Below are 16,481 nucleotides of genomic sequence, written 5' to 3'. Positions count from 1 at the left end.
GACTGCTGACCTTTGTTTTAACATACATCGATTTTTCAGATGCTTTTTTTAAGGCAAAATAAGAACATTTGTTCGTTTTATTCATTATATACCAAATGTTTTCCATCTGGAACACCACTGACAGAATATTTATGTTAGTCTGACTGAAAAACAAAGTAATAATGTAAATACTAATTTATCACTTTCAAATGGCTAAATTTTTTATTAAAAAAAGAAAAAAATAAACATCAAAAAAAAATGGCGATATCACGCCATTTTTAAGATAAAAAATATTTTAAAACGACACATTATGTCGTAAAGCTTTTCAACTCATCCATGAAATCAGTAAGCATTTTCCTCATTAATTCATAATTTTTTACCGAATCAATTTTGCTTAACGATTTACTTCTAATTTCTAAGTCACTATATATTTTAGAAATATCCTTAAGTATCTTCTTGATATCTTCCGAAAGCATCTCATTTTTTTTCATAAGGCTATACAAAATTCGAAATTCTTTTATGTCACTTAGATTCCCCATATTCGGATCACTTGTTGAATTAATAAAATCACCTAATAGTTGATCCCGGTGTATATTTAAAACCTCTTCAAACATTAATACCACTTCAGCTGTTAACTCGGAATCACCGTCAAGATATCTTTCTGCTTGTCGTGGAGAAATTCCAGTATTTTCACTTATTAGCCTTGCTAGTTTAGCTTTCTTTCCCCGTTCTTTTTTTAATTGTCCCGAAACCTGATCAAAATTTTTATTAACGATTTGAGACCACTTTTGATTATCAAACCTTGGGACTGGTACATTTTTTTCAGCTAAGTCGTAATATTCTGTATCGAAAATCGCGTTTACAAGTTCTATGGGTATAGATTGAAGCACACTAAAAGTGTCCGATATAAATTCTAATGAATGAAAGAACTTCTGATCTTTTATTGTTAGTTCTTTACCTTTTGCTTTTTTTCTAAATTTTGTTATCGCTTTAGATATATTTTTATTATGGGCAGCAATATCCTGTGCAGCTAGATAAATTGCATACCGTTGTTTGTTATTCAGATCACCAAGGGTATTAACTATTTCGGGATGTATTTGATACTTAATAAATAAATCCTCCGTTAGCTTTTCTATTAATTGTTCCCTTATACCGGAAGGCATATTTGAAATTTCAACGATTAGTTCATGCCAATTCTTTTGCATCTTGTTCTCCTAAATATTCGATTTATAAGATATTCATTAGTCTTTTCATCTTAAATTATTTAATACAGGAAGACTGAATATACCAAGAAAGGAAAAAAAGAAGGTCATCTGGACATTTGTAATCATTAGACCTTTGCAAAAAAGTTGGAGTTTTCAGAGTTACCTTCTACAAATACTATCGCACTGTTTACGATATCATGCATGTGAATAGCGATGAAGTTATTAAACAACTTTCCGAAGAGATTGCTGGTTTGGACCCACACGATAGTCTGCAACTGATTATTCAACATATAGTAGAGGGCTTTGGCTTTGTATGGAATATATTCAAAAAATAAATTGATAAAGGTTTTGATTGGAACATATTGCGAATTCACTTCAAAAAGAACAAATGATATAAAAAATGACCATCTTTTGACGGTCAAATTGTTATATTCCCTTAATAAATTAGGTCTTTTTGTTATGAGATGTTTATCTTATATTTATGAGATAACATAAGATATTTATTTAAAGACATAACTTATCATTAATCATTCCCTGTATAATTTTTATCAGCATGTTCATCGAGTTTTTTTAAAATAAAATCATGGAATGCTCTGCAAATTTCGATTGAGAGTTCTGGTGCATCCCATGCTATGAATTCTGAAAGAGATAAATTCTCTCGAAACACTTCTAAAATACGCTGTTGTGGTAAAATCTTATGTTCAAGCGCAAGTAGTCTGACATCTTGTAAATTATACATTTTAGCATCCTTTTCCTTACTTAATTCATCGAAACCCCCAATACCTTTTTCATGTAAAAACCTACGAAAATTATGCAGCGATAAATTACATAACTCAGCAGCTTCTGATAAGGACAATTTATCATGTATGAAGAGACCAATCGCCATACAGTTTATACCGAACTGTAAATAAGAGATTCTCATTTCATTCTCTGCAATTATCTCACTCTCACGTTCAATATCTTCTTCATCTTCATCTTTCGTATATAGTTCAGTAATTGCATAGCGTCGATTATCATTTTCATTTTTCAAATCAGCAAGGGATTCTTGTAAATACTTCAATGCTTCAAGGCTCATTTTATCACTCCTATTGATATCGAATTAAATAATACAGAATCCCAGCAACAGCTACTAGAATCGATAAAAGAAAGTTATCAAGCAAATTACTTTTGTATTGTTTGATTGTTACTTCTACCATATTTTGAGCTGAAATCAACTCTAGCAGTGAAATAAAAATTGTAATAACGGAGATTATACAGTTGACAAACTGTGCACTCCATATGAAATCGCCCAAAAACAAGCCTCCTATTCAATAACTCTTTCAGGGCTCTTTTCCATTACTCACACTTTTTTCTAGATTTTTTAATTACCTTAAGGCTATTTTTGCGACAATCAACTGTATGCTGATACTTTATATTTGAACTTGATGCTAACCGGATGAGTGATTGGCTAATTATTATGAGTCTGTCTCGACCAAACAACAGCAAATTCATTTCCTCAGGGCTTAGGTGCTCCGTTTTTAAATTTACTATCACTTTTTCCAAATTATCAATTGTTTCTTCAAAAAGCCGACTATTCGAAACATCCCTTTGGGATATACTTCGCCGGGGCTTTTTCATATTTAACGATCCTCCTTTTTTCTCTTTCTAACAACAAATTGCTTGTACTTCTTCTGTAAAACCTGTTGGATGAATTTCTGTACTTCGGCAGGTATAGCAAGAAAAATAGGCACATCATGTCTTAAACCTTGCTGGTCCAATTTCCAGTCAGAACGCCGTTGTGCGCATTCTCCACTTACCAGAATAAATTGATGATCAGTTTGGGCTATGTAGTAATAAACAAAGTCTTGCTGTTCCCATTCAAAGCCCTCATAACCCTTTTTTTGAGCCATACCTTCTACAATGTACCCAAGCCCAAAAGCGAAAATATGAGTCCTTACAGAGAGAATCTTATGATAGTAATTCTCTGTCTCGTCAATCAATAGAATCAACTCCTAATTTTTACTAATTTTTATTCCAAATTATTGTAATAAGGTGTACTTTTTATTATAATAGAACATATGTTCTTTTATACCAGGTACAATAACAGAGTTACACTGTTAGTTATGATATAAAAAATTGGAGGTGGTGTTTTATGGAGGATATATACAGGAAAGGAATGGCACGAATTAATCCTAGTACAAAGGCGTTAAAATCGACATATTTGTATTTGCCACCAAAGTTATTTAACGAAATAAGTGATTCAGCAGATGAACTAGGTTTAACTAAAAATGCTTTAGCAACCATTATCTTAATTGCATTTTTAGAAAGATATGAGGAGGAAGGTACCTACGTATTTGCGACAATGAAAGTGCCCCAGGGCGAAAATAGGGCGAGGATGCAAGTTAATATCACCGAGGAGGTTAAAGATCAACTTGCACAAATCGCTTCCAAACAGAAACGCAGTCTTAATTCACTTGCCAATTTAGCTTTTAATGCCTTTGTACAGAATTTTAAAATAAGCGGCACAAAAGTGTTTTTCGATTTATTAGATACAAAATATAGATAAGAATAAAAACAAAGGGGATCCCCTTAAACTGGGGTAAACCATTGTTTTTTCTTTTTGGGATCAATATTCATAGTGTAGAAGTTCATATTATCAATTTTTATTTTATGTATAATAAAGAGTGATTCTCAACATTTGTGTAGTTAAGGTAAGAACGGAACAGGTAGCTAGTTTGATAGAAATATTATAAACTTTTATATAAGTAGATAAAAAAGAACATTGGGGAGATTTATTTGAGCAACCGAACGCATATCACCAAAACATTTAAATCATTAGATGAACAGATTGCACTGCTAAAACAAAGAAGATTAATTATTAGGGATGAAGAAAAGGCTAAACAAAATTTATTAGAAAAAAATTATTTTGATTTAATAAATGGATTTGAGTCCTTGTTATTAGTGGATTCTAAAGCTACCAATAAAGAGTATGATGGTCCTTATTTCGAAGACTTTTTATTGTTGTATGATTTCGATAAAAAATTGAACTTAGAGATTTTGAAAATTTTAGATAAATTTGAAATTCGTTTAAAAGCGTCTATGGCACATAGATTTTGTGAAAAACATTTTTTAACTGCTGCGGATTCCGGGTGTTACATAGATATTAATAAGTATACAAATCCACGTAGAAATCATTTAAGTTTACCTAGTGATCTAGCTAAGCCTATTTCTGGTCATAAAATATTTAAAACAGATCATCGATTCAACGGCAATACATATAATTTTATTGATTTTTGCAGAGTGAAATACCCGTATGTAGCTACTTATGATCACCCGCCGTTTTGGGTAACTATCAAAGTTCTTGAATTTGGTCCGCTTTTTAATTTGTTATTGGGATTTGAAAGAGATGTTTTTGAAAAGGTTATTAAAGATATGGGAATGCGTTACATAGATAAACAAAAATTTATAAACTCAATACGGATTTTTATTGAATTGAGAAACACTTGTGCGCATTTTCAGCTAGTCAATAGATTTCGAACGTCAAATAATATAAGAATTGATAGAGGATTGCAAAATGATTTAGGGTTGAGAACAAAAACTAATACTGCAGGGGTTTCAACTCACTATGAAATAAGATTATATGACACTTTATTAGTGCTTTCCCAGTTCGAAAACCTTAAAGAAATAAGGAAATTAATTAAAGAATTTTATTTTAAACGTTGTAATTCAAAACGTGAAAAAACATTGATGATAAAATTGTTTGAAAGAATGGGTCGAAAAAAACTTTCGGATTGGATAAATATAGGGATTAAATAAAATCTTTCGCTTTAATATTTTTAGAATATGTGTTATTATCTATGCATAAAATATATAGTGCGTGACGGCGAGTTATCCGAGACAAAGGTTAACTGTATAGTCAGGAAAAAGAGATGCCTTTAAAGTATCTCTTTTTCTTATTTATTTCGTTATGAAGAATCTAATTAAAGTAATTAAATCGCCTATTCAAATAAAAAGGAGAATTTTAATATCTAACTTTAATTAGAAAGTCACTTCTTTGAACAAACTTTCTTATTTAGCAAGAACTGAATTGGTTTAATTTGAAGCTAATATAAAGCGACTTAAGAATCCTTCTGTCATCTCAATAGTTACAACATACAGTGTTTAATGAATAAAATTAAATAACTTTACTATCATTATCCAAGTGGGTCTAAAATAGGGATTAAATATTTTTTTCTTTACTAATTTTAGGATATGTGTTATTATTTGTACATAAAATATATAGTGCGTGACGGCGAGTTATCCGAGACAAAGGTTAACTGTATAGTCAGGAAAAAGAGATGCCTTCAAAGCATCTCTTTTTCTAATTTATTTCATTATTAAAACTCTAAATGAGGAAACTTAATCAGCTATTCAAATAAAAAGGCGCATTTTAATGTCTATCTATTACTAGAGTACCACTCATGATAATTCAACTAATAGAGGTTTTAGTTCAACGAAAACTTAGAAAAAATACCCATCCAAATTTTAACCGCTGTTGCTAAAATCAACACAGCTAATACTACTTGAAGAACTTTCGTGTTTACCTTCTTCCCAGCCATTGCACCTAGTGGTGATGCAATTAGGCTAGCAACCACCATAATCAGGGATGGGAAAAATTCAACTTGCCCTGTTGTAATCTTTCCAACCGTTGTCCCAATAGATGAGATAAAGGTAATTGCTAAAGAGGAAGCAATTGTCATTCTTGTAGGAATTTTTAATACAACAAGCATAATGGGTGCCAGTAAAAATGCCCCTGCCGCTCCGACAATGCCTGAACCAATGCCAACGATGAATGCCAAAGTAGCGGCTACTATTTTGTTAAATTTTACTTGATCAAACGGTATATTATCCAATCCTTTTTTAGGAATAAACATCATTACAGCGGCAATTAATGCTAAAAGACCGTAAATTAAATTAATACCACTCTCCGGCATTAATTTTGATCCATATCCCCCAATAAAACTACCTGCTAAAATACTAATGCCCATGTAAGTAATTAATGTTTTATTTAAGTATCCTCCTTTACGGTATATCCAAACTCCACTAAGCGTGGCAAAAAATACTGGAATTGCATTAATCCCTGACACTTCATGAGCACTAAATGCTGCAACACCAAACAATGGAGGAATATATAAAAGCATGGGATAGTTAATAATGGAACCACCAATTCCTAGCATTCCTGAAATATATGACCCAACGAATCCGATTAAAAAAATCGTTACAATAAAACTTAGTTCCATGATGTACCCCCCTTTTTAAAGGAGGAAGGGTATCTTTTACATGGATATCCTTCCCTCTCGTCTATTTCTATTAACCCTTTTTAATTCGGAACTTGAGTACATCTCCTTCTTCGATATACTCTAAGAACTCATATCCTCCTGATTTTGCCCAGGCAGTAAGGTCACTTTTCGCACCTTTGTCAGTTGTATGAATTTCTAATACTTGCCCTGATTCTAATTCATTCATAGCCTTTTTTGTTTTTACGATTGGCATCGGACATGCTAAACCTTTTGCATCTAACACTTTATCTATTTTCATCATTTATTTCTCCTTTTCCCTTTAATTACTTCTCGTAATACTTAACGAACAGCACAACGGTTTGGACCAATTTCCATTTCACGTTGCTTTTCTTCATCTGGGTTGATTTTCCCCATGTTTGTTTCACGAATTTCTTGGTATGCATTTGGTTGTGGCGGTAAGTTTTCTGTCACTAATTTTCTAAACTCATCCTCATCTTCGATATTTAAACCATGATTTTTTGCGAATAAGACACCTAATTTTTCTGATACAGTACCGTCATCATTTAACTCATCAATAATCATAAAGTGAGCTGGCAATACAATCAGTTCCTCAGATAGTTCTTTGTATCTTTTGTAAAGCGTTTCTCGTAAGTCTCCTACCCAGTCTTCCGCCATACCTGCTAAGTCAGGTCGTCCAATGGAATCAATGAACAAAATATCACCTGACAGTAAAAATGTTTCATCGACCACAAAGGAAGTAGACCCAATGGTGTGACCTGGGGAATATAGAGCATGAATATTGATTGTTGTATTACCGATTATTACTTCGTTACCATCCTCCAATGGTTGGTATTCAAATGTTACTTCTGTTGCGTCTTTTGGCGGAAGATAATATGTTGCACCTGTTGCTTCCGCAATCTTTCTGCCACCTGAAATATGGTCAGCATGAAGGTGTGTATCAAATACATGTGTGATATTTACTCCGATTTCTTGTGCAAAGTCCAAGTACACATCTGTCATACGCGTTGCATCGATGAGTGCTGCTTCTCTATTTGAAACAACCATGTAGGATAAACAACCTTTACCGATTCGAACGAATTGATACAGCTCTCCACCATCTTGCAAATCACCAACTTTGATTGGCTCTAAATGCTCACTCCAAGCCTTCATTCCACCTTTTAAGTAGGAAACTGTCAGCCCTTCTTCTGATAGCATATCGGCTACCATGATAGATGAGCCTTCTTTCGCACATACAACCAATACGTCCATACCCGTAGGAATTTGATCCAAGATTCCTTCTACCCCATCCAATAATTCAAAATAAGGTACGTTTAAGTATTTAAAGTTTTCCCCTTCGATTTTCCAATCTTGAAAGTCACTTTCATTACGAACATCTAGAATAAACAACTCTTCTTTGTTAATAACTTTTCTTGTTACCTCTTTTGATGTCATTTGATTAACTGGCATCCCAATTACCCCCTATGGTATATTTTTATTTAAAAATTTTTATAAAGATTAAAATGTTAATGTTACATTCGCATCCTTCGCAAACTCTAAGAACGTCACAGCTCCACCAACTTCAATTCCATCCACAAACGCCTCTTTCTCTAGTCCCATTACATCCATTGTCATTTGACAGCCGATAAGCTTGACACCCATTTCTTGTGCCATTGCAACTAGCTCAGGAATAGATGGTACATTTGCTTTCGCAAATCCTTCCGCAAAATGTTCTTTCCCTTCTGGCATCGGAAGCTGTTTGTATGCCTCCTTATGGATTAAGTTCAATCCTTCGAATGTGAAGAAGATAGCTACTTCTTGATCTGTTGCAACGGCTGCTGTCGCAACATTGAATACTTTGTATGCATCAAATAAACCACCGTTACTTGCAATAATTGCTAATTTTCCATTCATTGTATATTCCTCCTATTGTTTGAATGCAATCATGATGTTATTAGGGTCAAAACCTACAATCCACTTCCCATTCACCTCAGTCTGAGGTACTCCTAATTTTCCTGTAGTTCTTACGAGTTGCTGCATCATTTCAGGTTTAGATTCTACATTCACTTCTTGAAAAAGAATGTTTTGGTCTGCTAAAAAGTTTTTTAACATTACACAGTACGGGCATCGAGTTGTCGTATAAACAGTTACCGTGTTCATGTTTAAACCTCCCTTAGTTGTTTGTGTTAGCTGTTTCCCCAGACCATTCACTCATACCAGGAACTACATTCAATACTCGTTTAAATCCCTTTTCAGTTAACTTTTGTGCTGCTAAATCACTACGAGTTCCTGTTCGGCATACTACATATACCTCAGCTTCTGGATTTAATTCATGTAGACGTTCCTCAAGCTCTCCTAATGGAATGGAGATTGCGCCTGGAATATGATTGAATGCAAACTCAGCCGCTTCACGAACATCCAGAACCGCTACATTCTGATTTTCTTTCAATTTTGCTTGCAATTCTTCATTTCTTACTACGTGCGGATGTTTCTTTTCTTCTTCAGCCTTTTCACTCGCTTTACGAAGGTAATGTTTTAATACGTTTCCTTCTTCCACAGTTCCTAAATAATGATGTCCTGTGCTTTTTGCCCAAGCCTGAATATCAGCTGTTGATCCCTTATCAGTTGCTTGTACTTCCATGACCTTTCCAGGTTGTAATTCATTCAATGCCTTCTTTGTACGTACAATCGGCATTGGACAAGCCAATCCTTTTGCATCCACTAAGATATCTGCCTTAATATTTTCCATCTTGTAGTTCCTCCTTGTTTTATCAATTACCCATACGGGTATATCTCCCCCTAAAAAATTACTCCATTACACCTTCCCAAGCAAGCATTCCACCTGTCATGTTCGTGACAGAAAAACCATGACCTTCTAAAAACTCTGTTGCGCGAGCACTTCTAGCACCTGAACGGCAAACCAATATATACTCTTTTGTTTTATCTAACTCATGCATACGAAACTCTAATAAGCCTAACGGAATGTTTAAGGCTCCTGGAATCTTCCCAGTCGCTACTTCTTCTACCTCGCGTACATCAATGATATTCAAGGACTGGTTTTGCTCCAAAAAGCTTTCCACTTCTTTTGGTGTGATATGTTTCATCATGACTTCCTCCTTTTGATTAGTTCCAAACATTCATACCGCCCTTTACATTTGTTACCTTTTGAAAACCTAGTTTTTTCAACATTTTACTTGCCTTATTACTTCTCATTCCACTTTGACAAATCACAACTACCTCTTTCTCCTTTGATAATCCATTTGCCTTTTGAGCAAGCTCGTGGAGTGGAATGTTTTTAAAGTTACGAATATGATTTCCTTTGTATTCTCCAGGTGTTCGAACATCAACAAACTGCTTGTTTTTATCCTGTAATTCCTTTTTCAATTCAGCAACATTAATGTGTCTGACACCTTTTGTAGGAAGAAGACGTTGTATCAGAAAGAGAATACCTAGCGAAATGATTATCACATTTAAAATTTCCATACTACCCCTCCATGTGAGTAATGTGATCTTATCCCTTACCCTGCATAATTAGATGAATAAGTTCACATTTCCCTCTTCTGCATCTGCTAAATAAGCAGCTACCCCTGCATATTCGATGTTATCCAGCAACTCTTCCTTCTGGAGTCCAAGTAAGTCCATCGTCATTGTACAAGCAATCAACTTCACGTCTTGTTCCTGTGCCATTTCGATCAATTGTGGAAGTGGCATTGCATTATGCTTTTTCATCACATGTTTAATCATTTTCGGACCAAACCCTGCAAAGTTCATCTTGGAAAGCCCCATCTTGTCAGCACCGCGTGGCATCATTTTTGCAAACATTTTCTCAAGAAATCCTTTTTTCGCCGGTACTGGTTCCTCTTTACGCAAAGCATTTAATCCCCAAAATGTGTGAAAAATCGTTACTTCATGGTCATAGGCTGCAGCTCCGTTTGCGATAATATAAGCTGCCATTGCTTTATCATAGTCACCGCTCAATAAAACAATGGTTGTTTTTTTCTTTTGTTCACTCATGCTGTATCCTCCTTGTTATTTATATCTACCCCTATGGGTATATTTAAATGTAAAAAAATTTATCCTTTTTGAATTTGAAAAATAAACACATCATTTTCTTCTTTAAAATCCACGATTGTATGACCTGTTGACTTTGCCCAAGCAGTTAAATCGCTTTTGGCACCTTTATCTGTTGTGTGTACCTCTAATACTTGCCCTGTTTCTAAACCGTTTATTGCCTTTTTTGTTTTCACGATGGGCATCGGACATGCTAAACCTTTTGCATTTAATACTTGAGTGATTTTCATTGCTTTCCCTCCAATTTATCATTCGTATACCTGTATGGGTATATTATTATATAAATTTAAGTTCGTCAACCCCTCACTATATCGAGATTGATGAACATTGTAACTTGCTTTTAACAAATAACTCGGTTACTTCTCTCACTTACATACCCATGAGGGTATATTAATACATTCAAGCTACGTTCGTCAACCCCTCACTTTATTAAGATTGTGAACGTTTCTTACCTGCTTTTTATTAATAGTTCAACCGCTTCTTTGACAAGATGCTCGGTTCCTTCGCCTTTTTCAACACTCTCTCTTACACAATGTTCAAGATTAGCACTGACAATTACCCCTACTGCGCGATCAATTGCATTACGTGCAGCTGATAATTGCGTCACAATCTCTCTGCAGTCTTTCCCTTGTTCCATCATGTGCAGTACGCCCCTGATTTGTCCCTCAATTCGCTTTAAGCGGTTTTTGACTTGCTGATTATATTCCATGTAAAGTTCCTCCCTTTGGACAACATGTTCTCATATAAGACATAGAATCACACTCGGTTAATGAATAGCCTATAACATGAAATCCTTTGCGCTTTAAAAACCTTGCGCCCATATTTATGGTGATTGCATCTGAAGCAATCAGTATGATATTTTCTCGTTGGATGGTGCTATAGTACCTTTTTAAATACGCAAGCGGTAAGTTGTACACACCGCTAACAGGCACTTTTGTTGCTTCATTATAGTCCCTTAGATCTAATAAGAGAATGTTCTTAGTATCTAAAGCACTATAATCATGTATACAGTGTAAACCTCGAACCGGGATCATTCTCACGTATATCGCATGTATAATTACAGCTAACATAAATAGGATAAGGAAACCTGTCACGATTTCTATCACCTCTTTTCTTACATACCCTATGTCGTATGTGATGCCCTCATTATATACCCCTTTAGGTATGTAGTCAAATCGTTTTGAATTGTGTTTTACATACAAAAAAGGAAGTATATTCTACTCCCTTCTTTCCATTAGACACTCCTATCAATACAGTGCTTCAGACGTTCCTCAATATCTTGTGCTAATTCTTTAATTGTTTCATCATTGACCATACTGACTAACATGGATGGCTTTGGCATTCCAATTTTTGTTTTCCCCTCATCTTCATACACGACCATTTTACAAGGAAGAAAATAACCAACTAATTTGTTTTCATGTAAAATACGCTGAGCTTCATGCGGATTGCACACTTCTAATACTTTATAGTTTTCATGAAACTCTAATCCCTTGTCTTGTAGTTTTTCTTTAATATCAAACGTCCATAATACACCGAACTTTTCTTCTTTTAAACTTTCCTGTAGGCTTTCAATTGCCTCATCTATACTTTTATTTGTTTCAACTGTGTAGTCAAACATTCCTTATTCCTCCCTATTCTTTTTATTTATTTGTGGTCTTTAAAGTATAAATCGCTTCATTTATATGTAATAATTCTGTTTGAAAACCGTTTTGGATAAAAATTCTATTCATCTTCTCAGAGGAAATTCGCTCATGAAGGGGAGGACCTATTTCAGTTTCAACTGCTTCCCATTCTAGTGCCAGTAGTACACCTCCTGGTTTTAAAATTCTTTTACATTCCTCTAATGCTTGTCCTAAATTTGGTACCTCATGTAATACAAAAGCAACAACAGCTTTATCAACACTATTTTCATCTAGATTGATCTTCTCTAAGTTGCTTACTACATACTCAATATTTGTTATATACTCCGCATCTGCTCTTTCTTTTAAAAAATCTAGCATCTTCGGTTCAATGTCCACCGCATATACTGTCTCTTCCGTTTCTTTAGCTAATGGAATGGTAAAATAACCATTTCCAGCCCCCAAATCAGCAATATGTTCCTCTTTTTGAATATCAAGAACTTTTATCACTTCCTCAGGGGGTATCAGTTTCTGTCGCTCAGGATCTAATAATTTATGTGCCTTTTCAGGTTTAAATCGATGTCCAGTCATTATTTTAACCTCTCTTCTATATGTAGTTGTACAAAAGGCTTCTTCTCTTTCTGCCAATTCATAAATGTTTCAAACATATAAGTTGAACTAAATATTTTCCCATGACCTCATCGCAGCACAAAGTCATACAGAATACGTTGCCCTACAAAGGCAATTTGAAAGATGATTTAGCAATTGAATTAAGAAGGTGTAAGAATTAAATTCAACTTATATAATTATTATTCATCCATATAGTTATAAAAAATAAGTTACATTCCAATCTATTGACCGATTTATCTTATCCATTTATAATTCTTAGTAAAAAGGTCAGTTTTATTGGTATTTGTTTTTAAGGGAGAGTGAGATAGAATGAAATTCTTTAAACTATTTTTAGATGAACGTTGTCCAAAATGTAAGAAAACCTTAGAAACAACAAAATCAAATATTCTCTACGCAACTGTTATTAAGTATTGTCCGGATAACCATTATCAAAAGGAATATCATCCGGCTTTGGAAACCTTCATTGAAAGTGATAAAGTGTCCTAAAATAAAATATCTGACCAAATTTTTAGAGAAGTTGCTAAAATTAATGTAGCCAAAATCCACTTGAGGATTTTGGTGTTTATTTTTTTACCAAACATTGCTCCAAGGGGGGCAGCCATCAAACTTGCAACAACCATGATCAAGGTGGGGAAAAATAAAACTTGTCCCGTTGTTATCTTTCCAACGGTTGCACCAATTGAGGAAATGAGGGTAATAGCTAGGGAAGAAGCAATCGTCATTCGCATCGGTATCTTTAACACAATTAGCATAATAGGTACTAATATAAAAGCTCCCCCTGCCCCGACAATTCCAGCTCCAACTCCAACAATAAAAGCTATGCTAGCAGCTATCCATTTATTAAATTCAACCTTTTCACTTTGAGTGCGGTTTGTTTCTTTTATCGGTATAAACATCATAACTGCAGCAATAAAAGCAAGGAAGCCGTATACGATATTAACTGTACCTTCAGTCATCGTTTTTGAACCATATCCCCCAATGACACTGCCAACTAAAACGCTTATTCCCATATAACTGATCAGAACTTTGTTCAAGTAACCGCTTTTTCTGTATGCTAAAACACCACCAATTGTTGCAAATAATACCTGAACACCCGTAATACCAGTTACCTCATGGGTGCTAAAATGACCTGTACCTAACAACGGGGGGATATATAATAACATCGGGTAGTTAATAATGGATCCTCCGATACCCGCCATTCCTGAAATAAAAGATCCAATAAAACCAATTAAAAAAATGGTGACAATTAATCCTAAGTCCATCGTCTATTCTCCAAAATATGAAATAGGGTACAGAAAAGTACCCCCTTGTTCAATGCTTTTTTATCCAGAATTTTAATACTCCATCTTCTTCTGTGCTCTCTAACAACTCATGCCCACCAGATTGTGCCCATGCATTCAGGTCACTTTTAGCACCTTTGTCAGTTGCATGAATTTCTAACACTTGCCCGGATTCAATTCCATCCATTGCTTTTTTCGTTTTAACAATAGGCATAGGGCATGCTAAACCTTTTGCATCCAGAAGCTTATCTGCTTGAATACTCATTTTCCTATTCCCCTTTCCTTACTCACGAATCGCACAACGATTTGGTCCTATTTCCATCTCACGTTGCTGTTCTTCTTCTGGAGTTATTTTACCCATGTTTGTTTGACGAATTTCTTGGTATGAATTTGGTTGAGGTGGGAGGTTCTCCGTTACAGCTCTTCTAAATTCATTCTCATCATGAATGTTCAATCCGTGATTTTCTTTGTATAAAACACCAAGTTTTTCAGATACACTTCCATCTTCATTCATTTCTTTCATTCCCATAAAGTGAGCAGGGAGAACAAGTAAATCATCTGCAAGTTCCTTATAGCGTTGGTAAAGTGTTGTTCTTAGATCCCCCACCCAATCTTCTGCTTTACCAGCTAAGTCTGGTCTTCCAATCGAATCAATAAATAATATATCTCCTGTTAACAGATACTGATCATCCACAACAAATGAGGTGCTACCGATTGTATGACCAGGCGAGTAAACTGCTTTTATCGTCACATTACCAACTTTCACTTCGTCTCCATCATAGATTGGGGTATACTCAAACGTGACTTCTCCCGCGTCTTTTGGTGGAAGATAATACATTGCGCCAACTTTTTCAGAAAGTTTTTTCCCTCCTGAAATATGATCGGCATGAAGGTGTGTATCAATGACATGCTTAATATTTATATTATTTTGATTCATAAACTCCTCATACTGTTCAAGCATGCGATTTGTATCAATCATGGCACCTTCACCGTTTGATTCAATTAAATAGGAAAGACACCCTTTACCGATACGCACAAATTGATAAATCGTTCCTCCACTATTCAAATCACCAATTTTGATTGGTTCCAAGTGTTCACTCCATGCTTTCATTCCACCCTCTACGGAGTAGACATTATCGTATCCAGCCTCTACAATTTGTTCAGCAACAAATTGTGAGGAACCACCTTTGGCACAAATCACATAAATGGGTTCACCTTTAGGCAACTTGTCCATAATTGGATCGATATTGTCCATGAGGTCAAAATATGGTTGGTTAATAATCTTGACGTTTTTTCCCTCGATTTTCCAATCATCAAAATCACCAGTGTTACGAACATCTAGGATAAATAAATCTTCACCACTTAAAATCTTCTTTACCATTTCTTTTACGGAAATCCCTTTGACAGCCATTTAAGTCTCCTTTTTTCCTGTTTATTAAAAAGCTAGCGTTACATTAGCATCTTTTGCATAAGTCAAAAATGTGACAGCTCCACCAACTTCAATATCCTCAATAAATTGGTCCTTATCTAAACTCATCACATCCATAGTCATCTGACAGCCAATTAATTTAACACCCATTTCTTTTGCCATGTTTAGCATTTCCTCTACCGGAGGCACATTCGCTTTCTTAAATCCCTCTTGAAAATGCTCCTTTCCCTCTGGTAATGGCAGATTTTTATGAGCGTCTTTGTGAATCAAGTTTAATCCTTCAAATGTAAAAAAAATCCCTACCTCTGCATCCGTTGCAGCAGCTGCAGTTGCTACATTAAACACTTTATAAGCATCAAACAACCCACCGTTTGCAGCAATAATTGCTACTTTCATTTGCTTTCATCTCCTGTCTGTTTAATGGATTCTCTCAGTAGTCCCTGTCCATTCCTTCATACCCGACATCACATTCTTAACATTTGTAAAACCTTTTTCAGTTAATTTTTGTGCGGCTAAATCGCTGCGCTTACCCGTTCTGCAAATAACATGAATCTCATCGTTTTGATTGATCTCCTCAAAGCGTTGTTCCAATTCCCCAAGTGGGATATTAATAGCACCTGGAATATGACCAAATGCATATTCTGCAGGTTCGCGGACATCTAACACAGTAATTTTTTCATTGCCTTCTATTTTTTTTGCGAGTTCATCTAATGAAACGACATGGGGGTGTGATGTTTCCGGCTTCTCTTCTTCTGCACTTGCCTTTCGCAAGTAGTGTTTTAAAACATCCCCATCTTCCACAGTACCTAGGTATTGATGACCTGTACTCTCCGACCATGCTTTCATGTCCGCTGTCGAACCTTTGTCTGTTGATTGAATTTCCATTACTTGCCCCGGCTCAAGGGTGCTAATTTCCTTCTTTGTTCTAACAATTGGCATGGGACAAGCTAATCCTTTTGCATCTAAAATTCTATTCACAGTAACTTCCAACATGTTTCCCTCCTTCCTATTTA

General features: G+C 35.0%; 25 protein-coding genes. 3 read left to right on the top strand and 22 right to left on the bottom strand.

Annotation, left to right across the window (positions count from 1 at the left end; translation table 11 throughout):
- Positions 1–287 precede the first annotated feature (287 nt).
- The 4 genes from AC6HZ4_RS01155 to AC6HZ4_RS01140 form a co-directional block, all read right to left on the bottom strand.
- Positions 288–1,184, bottom strand: coding sequence for a hypothetical protein (locus AC6HZ4_RS01155; RefSeq protein WP_497493211.1), 897 nt, complete (start codon positions 1,182–1,184; stop codon positions 288–290).
- Positions 1,185–1,707: 523 nt separating this feature from the next.
- Complete coding sequence (locus AC6HZ4_RS01150) at positions 1,708–2,259, bottom strand: hypothetical protein (RefSeq protein ID WP_497493210.1); 552 nt, start codon at positions 2,257–2,259, stop codon at positions 1,708–1,710.
- A 10-nt stretch (positions 2,260–2,269) separates the two neighbouring features.
- Positions 2,270–2,476, bottom strand: coding sequence for a hypothetical protein (locus AC6HZ4_RS01145; protein ID WP_497493209.1), 207 nt, complete (start codon positions 2,474–2,476; stop codon positions 2,270–2,272).
- Positions 2,477–2,803: 327 nt separating this feature from the next.
- Complete coding sequence (locus AC6HZ4_RS01140; RefSeq protein ID WP_497493208.1) at positions 2,804–3,163, bottom strand: hypothetical protein; 360 nt, start codon at positions 3,161–3,163, stop codon at positions 2,804–2,806.
- Between the two features lie 152 nt (positions 3,164–3,315).
- On the opposite strand from AC6HZ4_RS01140, the gene AC6HZ4_RS01135 reads away from it, so the two are divergent.
- On the top strand, positions 3,316–3,729 hold the full coding sequence (locus AC6HZ4_RS01135) for a hypothetical protein (protein WP_497493207.1): 414 nt from the start codon (positions 3,316–3,318) through the stop codon (positions 3,727–3,729).
- A 230-nt stretch (positions 3,730–3,959) separates the two neighbouring features.
- Positions 3,960–4,979: an Abi family protein gene (locus AC6HZ4_RS01130; protein WP_497493205.1), complete on the top strand. Its 1,020-nt coding sequence runs from the start codon at positions 3,960–3,962 to the stop codon at positions 4,977–4,979.
- 668 nt (positions 4,980–5,647) lie between these two features.
- Here the strand turns inward: AC6HZ4_RS01130 and AC6HZ4_RS01125 are convergent.
- From AC6HZ4_RS01125 to AC6HZ4_RS01065, 13 genes are all read right to left on the bottom strand, one after another.
- Positions 5,648–6,442, bottom strand: coding sequence for a sulfite exporter TauE/SafE family protein (locus AC6HZ4_RS01125; protein WP_497493204.1), 795 nt, complete (start codon positions 6,440–6,442; stop codon positions 5,648–5,650).
- A 70-nt stretch (positions 6,443–6,512) separates the two neighbouring features.
- The gene (locus AC6HZ4_RS01120) at positions 6,513–6,740 is read right to left on the bottom strand and encodes a sulfurtransferase TusA family protein (RefSeq protein ID WP_497495554.1); all 228 of its coding nucleotides are present in this window, start codon (positions 6,738–6,740) and stop codon (positions 6,513–6,515) included.
- Between the two features lie 41 nt (positions 6,741–6,781).
- Complete coding sequence (locus tag AC6HZ4_RS01115; RefSeq protein ID WP_497493203.1) at positions 6,782–7,909, bottom strand: MBL fold metallo-hydrolase; 1,128 nt, start codon at positions 7,907–7,909, stop codon at positions 6,782–6,784.
- Positions 7,910–7,957: 48 nt separating this feature from the next.
- Entirely contained in the window at positions 7,958–8,353 is a 396-nt protein-coding gene (locus AC6HZ4_RS01110) for a DsrE/DsrF/DrsH-like family protein (RefSeq protein ID WP_497493202.1), read from the bottom strand.
- Positions 8,354–8,365: 12 nt separating this feature from the next.
- Positions 8,366–8,599, bottom strand: coding sequence for a glutaredoxin family protein (locus AC6HZ4_RS01105; RefSeq protein ID WP_497493201.1), 234 nt, complete (start codon positions 8,597–8,599; stop codon positions 8,366–8,368).
- A gap of 13 nt (positions 8,600–8,612) precedes the next feature.
- Positions 8,613–9,188, bottom strand: a complete 576-nt coding sequence (locus AC6HZ4_RS01100; RefSeq protein ID WP_497493200.1) for a sulfurtransferase TusA family protein — start codon at positions 9,186–9,188, stop codon at positions 8,613–8,615.
- 58 nt (positions 9,189–9,246) lie between these two features.
- Positions 9,247–9,543: a rhodanese-like domain-containing protein gene (locus AC6HZ4_RS01095; protein ID WP_497495553.1), complete on the bottom strand. Its 297-nt coding sequence runs from the start codon at positions 9,541–9,543 to the stop codon at positions 9,247–9,249.
- A gap of 19 nt (positions 9,544–9,562) precedes the next feature.
- A complete protein-coding gene (locus AC6HZ4_RS01090) occupies positions 9,563–9,922 on the bottom strand; it encodes a rhodanese-like domain-containing protein (protein ID WP_497493199.1) in 360 nt (119 codons plus the stop codon).
- A gap of 48 nt (positions 9,923–9,970) precedes the next feature.
- Positions 9,971–10,453, bottom strand: coding sequence for a DsrE/DsrF/DrsH-like family protein (locus tag AC6HZ4_RS01085; protein WP_497493198.1), 483 nt, complete (start codon positions 10,451–10,453; stop codon positions 9,971–9,973).
- A gap of 59 nt (positions 10,454–10,512) precedes the next feature.
- Positions 10,513–10,740 (bottom strand): sulfurtransferase TusA family protein, encoded by a 228-nt coding sequence (locus AC6HZ4_RS01080; protein ID WP_497493197.1) that lies wholly within the window; start codon positions 10,738–10,740, stop codon positions 10,513–10,515.
- Positions 10,741–10,958: 218 nt separating this feature from the next.
- Entirely contained in the window at positions 10,959–11,219 is a 261-nt protein-coding gene (locus tag AC6HZ4_RS01075) for a metal-sensitive transcriptional regulator (RefSeq protein ID WP_497493196.1), read from the bottom strand.
- Between the two features lie 525 nt (positions 11,220–11,744).
- A complete protein-coding gene (locus AC6HZ4_RS01070; RefSeq protein ID WP_497493195.1) occupies positions 11,745–12,128 on the bottom strand; it encodes a DUF302 domain-containing protein in 384 nt (127 codons plus the stop codon).
- A 22-nt stretch (positions 12,129–12,150) separates the two neighbouring features.
- Positions 12,151–12,720 (bottom strand): class I SAM-dependent methyltransferase, encoded by a 570-nt coding sequence (locus AC6HZ4_RS01065; protein WP_497493194.1) that lies wholly within the window; start codon positions 12,718–12,720, stop codon positions 12,151–12,153.
- Between the two features lie 348 nt (positions 12,721–13,068).
- Here AC6HZ4_RS01065 and AC6HZ4_RS01060 point away from each other — a divergent pair, with 348 nt between their 5' ends.
- Positions 13,069–13,245: a hypothetical protein gene (locus tag AC6HZ4_RS01060; protein ID WP_497493193.1), complete on the top strand. Its 177-nt coding sequence runs from the start codon at positions 13,069–13,071 to the stop codon at positions 13,243–13,245.
- On the opposite strand, the gene AC6HZ4_RS01055 is transcribed toward AC6HZ4_RS01060, so the two are convergent.
- The 5 genes from AC6HZ4_RS01055 to AC6HZ4_RS01035 are packed head-to-tail and all read right to left on the bottom strand — an operon-like array spanning position 13,242 to position 16,458.
- Positions 13,242–14,021, bottom strand: a complete 780-nt coding sequence (locus AC6HZ4_RS01055) for a sulfite exporter TauE/SafE family protein (protein ID WP_497493192.1) — start codon at positions 14,019–14,021, stop codon at positions 13,242–13,244. The genes AC6HZ4_RS01060 and AC6HZ4_RS01055 overlap by 4 nt on opposite strands.
- Positions 14,022–14,070: 49 nt before the next feature.
- Positions 14,071–14,304: a sulfurtransferase TusA family protein gene (locus tag AC6HZ4_RS01050; protein WP_497493191.1), complete on the bottom strand. Its 234-nt coding sequence runs from the start codon at positions 14,302–14,304 to the stop codon at positions 14,071–14,073.
- 18 nt (positions 14,305–14,322) lie between these two features.
- A complete protein-coding gene (locus AC6HZ4_RS01045) occupies positions 14,323–15,450 on the bottom strand; it encodes an MBL fold metallo-hydrolase (protein ID WP_497493190.1) in 1,128 nt (375 codons plus the stop codon).
- Positions 15,451–15,474: 24 nt separating this feature from the next.
- Complete coding sequence (locus tag AC6HZ4_RS01040; RefSeq protein WP_497493189.1) at positions 15,475–15,864, bottom strand: DsrE/DsrF/DrsH-like family protein; 390 nt, start codon at positions 15,862–15,864, stop codon at positions 15,475–15,477.
- 21 nt (positions 15,865–15,885) lie between these two features.
- A complete protein-coding gene (locus AC6HZ4_RS01035) occupies positions 15,886–16,458 on the bottom strand; it encodes a sulfurtransferase TusA family protein (protein WP_497495552.1) in 573 nt (190 codons plus the stop codon).
- Positions 16,459–16,481: the final 23 nt, after the last annotated feature.

This window comes from Ectobacillus sp. OTK (assembly GCF_059698935.1).
Note: the sequence above shows the minus strand (reverse complement) of the source record. Positions and strands in the feature narration are given on the sequence as shown.

Excerpts from the sequence above, each read along its gene's own strand:
- AC6HZ4_RS01155 (WP_497493211.1), bottom strand. The coding sequence starts at position 1,184 with ATGCAAAAGAATTGGCATGAACTAATCGTTGAAATTTCAAATATGCCT.
- AC6HZ4_RS01150 (WP_497493210.1), bottom strand. The coding sequence starts at position 2,259 with ATGAGCCTTGAAGCATTGAAGTATTTACAAGAATCCCTTGCTGATTTG.
- AC6HZ4_RS01135 (WP_497493207.1), top strand. The coding sequence starts at position 3,316 with ATGGAGGATATATACAGGAAAGGAATGGCACGAATTAATCCTAGTACA.
- AC6HZ4_RS01125 (WP_497493204.1), bottom strand. The coding sequence starts at position 6,442 with ATGGAACTAAGTTTTATTGTAACGATTTTTTTAATCGGATTCGTTGGG.
- AC6HZ4_RS01120 (WP_497495554.1), bottom strand. The coding sequence starts at position 6,740 with ATGAAAATAGATAAAGTGTTAGATGCAAAAGGTTTAGCATGTCCGATG.
- AC6HZ4_RS01115 (WP_497493203.1), bottom strand. The coding sequence starts at position 7,909 with ATGCCAGTTAATCAAATGACATCAAAAGAGGTAACAAGAAAAGTTATT.
- AC6HZ4_RS01110 (WP_497493202.1), bottom strand. The coding sequence starts at position 8,353 with ATGAATGGAAAATTAGCAATTATTGCAAGTAACGGTGGTTTATTTGAT.
- AC6HZ4_RS01105 (WP_497493201.1), bottom strand. The coding sequence starts at position 8,599 with ATGAACACGGTAACTGTTTATACGACAACTCGATGCCCGTACTGTGTA.
- AC6HZ4_RS01100 (WP_497493200.1), bottom strand. The coding sequence starts at position 9,188 with ATGGAAAATATTAAGGCAGATATCTTAGTGGATGCAAAAGGATTGGCT.
- AC6HZ4_RS01095 (WP_497495553.1), bottom strand. The coding sequence starts at position 9,543 with ATGAAACATATCACACCAAAAGAAGTGGAAAGCTTTTTGGAGCAAAAC.
- AC6HZ4_RS01090 (WP_497493199.1), bottom strand. The coding sequence starts at position 9,922 with ATGGAAATTTTAAATGTGATAATCATTTCGCTAGGTATTCTCTTTCTG.
- AC6HZ4_RS01085 (WP_497493198.1), bottom strand. The coding sequence starts at position 10,453 with ATGAGTGAACAAAAGAAAAAAACAACCATTGTTTTATTGAGCGGTGAC.
- AC6HZ4_RS01080 (WP_497493197.1), bottom strand. The coding sequence starts at position 10,740 with ATGAAAATCACTCAAGTATTAAATGCAAAAGGTTTAGCATGTCCGATG.
- AC6HZ4_RS01075 (WP_497493196.1), bottom strand. The coding sequence starts at position 11,219 with ATGGAATATAATCAGCAAGTCAAAAACCGCTTAAAGCGAATTGAGGGA.
- AC6HZ4_RS01070 (WP_497493195.1), bottom strand. The coding sequence starts at position 12,128 with ATGTTTGACTACACAGTTGAAACAAATAAAAGTATAGATGAGGCAATT.
- AC6HZ4_RS01065 (WP_497493194.1), bottom strand. The coding sequence starts at position 12,720 with ATGACTGGACATCGATTTAAACCTGAAAAGGCACATAAATTATTAGAT.
- AC6HZ4_RS01060 (WP_497493193.1), top strand. The coding sequence starts at position 13,069 with ATGAAATTCTTTAAACTATTTTTAGATGAACGTTGTCCAAAATGTAAG.
- AC6HZ4_RS01055 (WP_497493192.1), bottom strand. The coding sequence starts at position 14,021 with ATGGACTTAGGATTAATTGTCACCATTTTTTTAATTGGTTTTATTGGA.
- AC6HZ4_RS01050 (WP_497493191.1), bottom strand. The coding sequence starts at position 14,304 with ATGAGTATTCAAGCAGATAAGCTTCTGGATGCAAAAGGTTTAGCATGC.
- AC6HZ4_RS01045 (WP_497493190.1), bottom strand. The coding sequence starts at position 15,450 with ATGGCTGTCAAAGGGATTTCCGTAAAAGAAATGGTAAAGAAGATTTTA.
- AC6HZ4_RS01040 (WP_497493189.1), bottom strand. The coding sequence starts at position 15,864 with ATGAAAGTAGCAATTATTGCTGCAAACGGTGGGTTGTTTGATGCTTAT.